The organism is Nocardioides sp., from assembly GCF_035429765.1.
Classification (GTDB): Bacteria; Actinomycetota; Actinomycetes; order Propionibacteriales; family Nocardioidaceae; genus Nocardioides.
Map to the genome: position 1 here is coordinate 1 of NZ_DAOMFK010000206.1, position 5,548 is coordinate 5,548.

The 5,548-nt window shown below is 72.2% G+C and carries 7 protein-coding genes; all 7 read right to left on the reverse strand.

Annotation, left to right across the window (positions count from 1 at the left end; translation table 11 throughout):
* Positions 1-369 (reverse strand): hypothetical protein (locus tag PLP61_RS14495; protein WP_324503462.1); only part of this gene is annotated, 369 nt, incomplete at its 3' end.
* Complete coding sequence (tatC, locus tag PLP61_RS14500) at positions 366-1,196, reverse strand: twin-arginine translocase subunit TatC (protein ID WP_324503463.1); 831 nt, start codon at positions 1,194-1,196, stop codon at positions 366-368. The genes PLP61_RS14495 and tatC, both read right to left, overlap by 4 nt.
* Before the next feature lie 15 nt (positions 1,197-1,211).
* Positions 1,212-1,466, reverse strand: coding sequence for a Sec-independent protein translocase subunit TatA (gene tatA / locus PLP61_RS14505; protein WP_324503464.1), 255 nt, complete (start codon positions 1,464-1,466; stop codon positions 1,212-1,214).
* A gap of 54 nt (positions 1,467-1,520) precedes the next feature.
* Entirely contained in the window at positions 1,521-2,501 is a 981-nt protein-coding gene (locus PLP61_RS14510; RefSeq protein ID WP_324503465.1) for a helix-turn-helix transcriptional regulator, read from the reverse strand.
* A complete protein-coding gene (locus PLP61_RS14515; RefSeq protein ID WP_324503466.1) occupies positions 2,498-3,463 on the reverse strand; it encodes a helix-turn-helix transcriptional regulator in 966 nt (321 codons plus the stop codon). The genes PLP61_RS14510 and PLP61_RS14515 overlap by 4 nt, the downstream gene beginning before the upstream one ends.
* Positions 3,464-3,473: 10 nt before the next feature.
* Complete coding sequence (locus tag PLP61_RS14520) at positions 3,474-4,442, reverse strand: FKBP-type peptidyl-prolyl cis-trans isomerase (RefSeq protein ID WP_324503467.1); 969 nt, start codon at positions 4,440-4,442, stop codon at positions 3,474-3,476.
* A 73-nt stretch (positions 4,443-4,515) separates the two neighbouring features.
* On the reverse strand, positions 4,516-5,548 hold a 1,033-nt coding region (gene pafA / locus PLP61_RS14525; RefSeq protein WP_324503468.1), incomplete at its 5' end, for a Pup--protein ligase.

Below are 5,548 nucleotides of genomic sequence, written 5' to 3' on the forward strand. Positions count from 1 at the left end.
CGCGTCCAGCACGCGCTCGGCGTCGAAGTGGCGGCCCGGGACGGCGAGCGCGTCCAGCACGCGCTCGGCGTCGAAGTGGCGGCCCGGGGCGGCGAGGGTGGCCCGGCCGGCGTGATCCACCAGGAGCACCTGGCCGTAGCGCCAGGCCTGGTGGGCCCGCGTGCGGACGTGGTCGTCGGTCACCGGAGCCGGGAACGCCTCGTCCACCGCGAGCAGGTCGCAGGGCAGGGACCGGCCGTCCGCGCCGGTCAGCCGGCCGGGCAGCAGGTGCCCTGTGCGGATGCCGTGGTCGGGCTCCCACGTCACCCGGCCCTCACCGAGCCAGTCGGGCAGGTCGAACGGGTCGAGCTCGGAGCCGCCCTGCGTCACAGGGGGGAGGCCCGGTCGGGGTCCAGCTGGGTACGCCGGGCCGCCCGGCGCCGGTCGATGCTGCGCGCGATGACCTCCGACACCAGGATCAGCAGCACCATCGGCACCGCCATGAACGTCATCGTGAACGGGTCGGTGGAGGGGGTCGCGATGGCGGCGAAGACGAAGACGACCAGGATCATCCAGGAGCGGTGCGCCCCCAGCCAGGCGCCCGAGACGATGCCTGCCGCACTCAGCAGCACGATGAAGACCGGGATCTCGAAGGCGATCCCGAAGACCAGCATGGTGCGGGAGAAGAAGGTCAGGTACTCGTTGAACTCGACCAGGTTGGTCAGGTCGGCGGGGGTGAACCCGATCAGCACCTCCAGGCCCTTGGGCAGGGTCGCGTAGGCGATGGCCACGCCCACGATGAAGAGCGGCCCGGCTACCGCGGCGAAGATCCGGCTCCACTTCCGCTCCTGCGGGTGCAGCCCGGGGAGGATGAACGCCCAGATCTGGTAGAGCCAGTAGGGACTGGTCACCACCAAGGCGGTGAGCCCGCAGAGCTTGAAGTACAGCAGGAAGGGGCCCCCGGGGCCGCTGACCACCGGCCTGGTGACGTCCTCCCCCAGCGCCTCCTGGGCGTGGTGGTAGGGCCCGATGACCAGACTGAAGATCTGGTCGAAGAAGAAGAGGGAGGCGACCAGCGCCAGGGTCAGCGCGAGCGCCACCCGCATCACCCGGGCGCGCAGCTCCCGGAGGTGGTCCGAGAGCGCCATCCGCCCGTCAGGACCGACGGGATGGACCGGTCTGCCGGAGAAGAGCTGGACGACACCGGAGAAGGGCACGGCTCGAGACCGTGCTCAGGCGGTGTCGTCGCGGTGCTCGCGGAGGATGGTGTCCTCGGTCTCGGCGTTGCGCGCCTGGATCTCGCGCTCCTCCGGCGTCGCCTCGTCGTCGGAGGTCAGCCCCTTGGTCTCGGCCTTGAAGATGCGCAGGGCCTGGCCGCTGCCCCGGGCGAGCTCGGGAAGCTTCTTGGCGCCGAAGAGCAGCACGATCACCAGAACGATGACGATGAGCTCCCATCCACCGGGGACGGCAACGAGCGAACTGGTCATGGCTTCCTCACCTCAAGAACGTCGACGCTGCATTCTACGCCGCCGAGGAAGGACTCAGGAGTACCAGCGCAACGTCTCCGTCGCGGTGGCGACGAACGCCGCGGCCTGCTCGGGCGGCTCGACGACGCTGGCGTGCGGTGCCAGCCGCAGCAGCAGCCGCTGCAGCCAGCGCGGGTCGGCCACCCGCATGGTCACCTCGAGGGTGCCCCCGCGGCGCCGGCGTACGTCCTCCACCGGGTAGTAGTCGGGGACCCACCGGGCCTCCGGGTCGAGCCGGAGCACCACTCGAAGGGAGTCCTCCGACGGCTGGAACAGCCCCTCGGAGAGGTCACGCGGCTGCGTCGGCGGGCTCTGCACCGGGCGGTCCAGCACCACCGCGTGGTGGATCCGGTCGAGGCGGAAGAGCCGGGGCGCGTCGGCACTGTGGCACCAGCCGTCGAGGTACTCGAACCCGTGGGCGTTCACCAGGCCGCGCGGGTCGACCTCACGCTCGGACTCCTCGTCCCGGGCGGGGACGTAGTAGGTGAGCCGGACCTGGCGCCGGCGGGCCAGCGCATCGGCGAGGAGAGCGCGCAGCGCGGCGAGACCGTCGACGTCCTCGCCCACGTCGACCTTCGCGGCGGCCCCCTCGGCGACCGCCGCCTCCAGCTTGGCGAGCACCCGGTCCACCACGTCGCGGGTCTCGTCGCTCGCACCGCCGCGCAGGGCACGCAGCGCCACGATGAGCGCGCCGGCCTCGGTCGGTGACAGGCGCAGCGGCCGGGCCAGGTAGTCGGCGTTGGAGACCCGGACCACCCCGTCCCCCTCGGGGTCCTCCAGGGCGTCGAGGTCGACGTCGATGAGGTCGTCGGGGTAGCCGCCGGGGAGCCCGCACATCAGCAGCACCCGCAGGTCCCGCAGCAGCTGGGCCGGGGTCACGCCCAGGGCCGCTGCCGCCTCGTCGAGCTGGACCCGTTCGCGGCTGTACAGGTAGGGCACCAGGGTGAGCAGGCGGGCGACCTGCTCCTTGGCTCCCCCGGCCGCCGGCGCGCTCACGGCGCACCTCCCTCGACCACGACCCGGAGCCGGGACACCACCTGGTCCCGGAGCCAGGACGGGGAGACCACGACCGCGTCGGGACCGTAGGTGAGGACCTCGTCGGCGACCTCGCCGTGCCGCAGGTGCATCCGGTCCCAGCCGGTGCCCCCGTCGGGGCCGGTCACCCCCGGCTCGACCAGCTCGGCCTTGCGCCGCAGCCCTCCCCCGGCGCCGGCGCGCACCAGGACCACCGCGGGCTCGCTCAGTGGCGTGGGAGCGAGCCGCCGGGCCACGCCGCGCACGTCCGTGCCCGCCGGCACCTCGAAGGCGCCCGGCGCTCCGTCGCGACGGGGCTGGCCCTGGACCCGGCTGAGGCGGAACACCCGCTCTGCGCCACGGTCGGTGTCCAGGCCGACGGCGTACCAGCGGCCCGAGTAGCGCACGACCCCCCACGGCTGCAGGTGCCGGGTCGTGGCGGGCTGCCCGGTGCGCCGGTACTCGAACGCCACCGGGACCCGGTCGAGCGTCGCCTCCCAGAACGCGTCGAAGGCCGGCTCGTCGGCGGCCAGCCGCGGCTGGACGACGTCGAGGGCCGACTCGTCGACCGGCAGCCCGGCGGCGGACAGCTTGCGCAGCGCCTCGGTGGTCGCCTCGGCCAGCCGGGCGTGCTCCCACACCTTCGCGGCCAGGCCCAGCACCGAGGCCTCGTCGGCGGTCAGGCTGATCTCGGGCAGGGCGAGCTCGTCGGGGCGGACGCGGTAGCCCGGCTCGTCGTCGAAGTAGGCGTCCATGCTGCCCACCTCGATCGGCACACCCAGGCTGCGCAGCTCCTCCTTGTCACGCTCGAACATCTTCTCGAACGCCTCGTCGGTGGCGCCGGGGTACAGGATCTCGCGGATCCGGTCCTTCGCGACGTACCGGCGCTGGACCAGCAGCATGATGAGCAGGTTCAGCAACCGCTCGCTCTTCGGGACCGCCATGGCGCCTCGCTCAGGTGGCGGCCAGCACGTCGACGACGAAGTACATCGTGTCGGTCCCCTTGATGCCGACGTCGGGCTGCCCCGCCTTGCCGTAGCCCTTGTCCGGCGGGACCTGGACGATCACCCGGCTCCCGACCTTGACCCCGAGCAGCCCCTGGTCCCAGCCCTTCACCACCGAGCCCTGGCCGATGACGAAGTCGAAGGGGGTGTCGCGGCTGTAGGACTCGTCGAACGGCTTGTCGCTGCCGGGGACCTGCCCGAGGTAGTTGACGTAGAGGTGCTGGCCCTTGGTGACGGGCTTGCCGGTGCCCTCGATCACGGTGGTGCGCATCAGCCGGCCCGACGGGGGCGGGGTGCCGGCGAAGTCCAGCGAGCTGGGCTCCCCGTCGGTCTCCACGATCGTGGGCGCCCACGCGGCCGGCTTCTGCTTGGTGCCGTCCGGGCCGTCGGGGAGGATGTCGAGCAGGTCCACCACGAAGACCACGGTGTCGGCGTTGCCGATCCCGAGCTGGGTGTTGCCCTGGTTCCCCCAGGCCTGGGCGGGCGGGGAGGCGATGACCACCCGGGAGCCGACGGTCTGGCCCTCCAGGCCCTGCGAGAGGGCCGGCAGCGTCTGCTCCCCCAGGCTCAGCACGACCGCAGACTGGTTGAAGTCGCTGTAGGACTGGGCCTTCGCCGCACCGTTGCCGATCCACACGTGGGTGATGACGCTGTCGCCCTCGCCCACCGTCTCGCCGTCACCCTCGATGACCACCGTGCGGGCGAGCTGGTCCACGCTCACCGTGTCCGACCAGGTGACCTTCGGCTCCTTCCCGAGCGCGCCGCTCACCGCCACGCCGTCCGGGACCGACCCGCCGACCGCGGCGGCCGAGGAGGACGGGTCGGCCGCCTGGTCGCTCGCCGAGCCGTCGTCACCGCACGCGGTGAGTGCGGCGAGCAGGCCGAGCACGGCCAGGAGTCGGGTGGTACGTCGGGGCATGGGTCACCTTCCGGGACAACGGTCAACGGCCCCGTCACCCTATCCGGCGTACCTGAGCGTTCCCGGCAGCGCCTCACATGCCGTCGATGAGCCGCTGCACCCGCTCGTCGGTGGACCGGAACGGGTCCTTGCACAGCACCGTGCGCTGGGCCTGGTCGTTGAGCTTCAGGTGCACCCAGTCGACGGTGAAGTCACGCCGGCGCTCCTGGGCGCGGCGGATGAAGTCGCCGCGCAGCCGGGCGCGGGTGGTCTGCGGGGGCACCGACTTGGCCTCGAAGATCCGCAGGTCGGTGGTGGCCCGGGCCACCGCCCCGCGCTTCTCCAGCAGGTAGTACAGCCCGCGGCCCCGGTGGATGTCGTGGTAGGCCAGGTCGAGCTGGGCGATCCGGGGGTGGCCCAGCGGCAGGCCGTGCCGGGCCCGGTAGCGCTCGATGAGCTTCCACTTGATGACCCAGTCGATCTCGCGGTCCACCAGGCCCAGGTCGTCGGACTCGACGGCCTTCAGCGTCCGCTCCCACAGGTCCAGGCTCCGCTCGATGAGCGGCGTGGAGATCCCCCGGCGGTCGACGAAGTCGCGGGCCTTCCCGAGGTACTCCTGCTGGATGTCCAGGGCGCTGGCCTCCCGGCCGCTCACCAGCCGGACCTTGCGCCGGCCGCTGACGTCGTGGGAGATCTCGCGGATGGCGCGGATCGGGTTCTCCATGGTGAGGTCGCGCATCACCACGCCCTCCTCGATCATCCGCAGCACCAGGTCGCAGCTGGCCACCTTCAGCATCGTGGTGGTCTCGCTCATGTTGGAGTCACCGACGATCACGTGCAGCCGGCGGTAGCGCTCGGCGTCCGCGTGCGGCTCGTCCCGGGTGTTGATGATCGGCCGGCTGCGGGTGGTGGCGCTCGAGACGCCCTCCCAGATGTGCTCGGCGCGCTGCGACACGGCGTACAGCGCCCCGCGGGGGGTCTGGGTGACCTTGCCCGCCCCCACGATGACCTGTCGGGTGACCAGGAACGGGATCAGGATGTCGGCCAGCCTGCTGAACTCCCCCGCCCGCCCGACCAGGTAGTTCTCGTGGCAGCCGTAGGAGTTGCCGGCGGAGTCGGTGTTGTTC

What these genes read in the sequence shown, in the direction of transcription:
- tatA (WP_324503464.1), bottom strand. Translation starts at nt 1,466, where the DNA reads ATGACCAGTTCGCTCGTTGCCGTCCCCGGTGGATGGGAGCTCATCGTC.
- PLP61_RS14515 (WP_324503466.1), bottom strand. Translation starts at nt 3,463, where the DNA reads ATGGCGGTCCCGAAGAGCGAGCGGTTGCTGAACCTGCTCATCATGCTG.
- PLP61_RS14520 (WP_324503467.1), bottom strand. Translation starts at nt 4,442, where the DNA reads ATGCCCCGACGTACCACCCGACTCCTGGCCGTGCTCGGCCTGCTCGCC.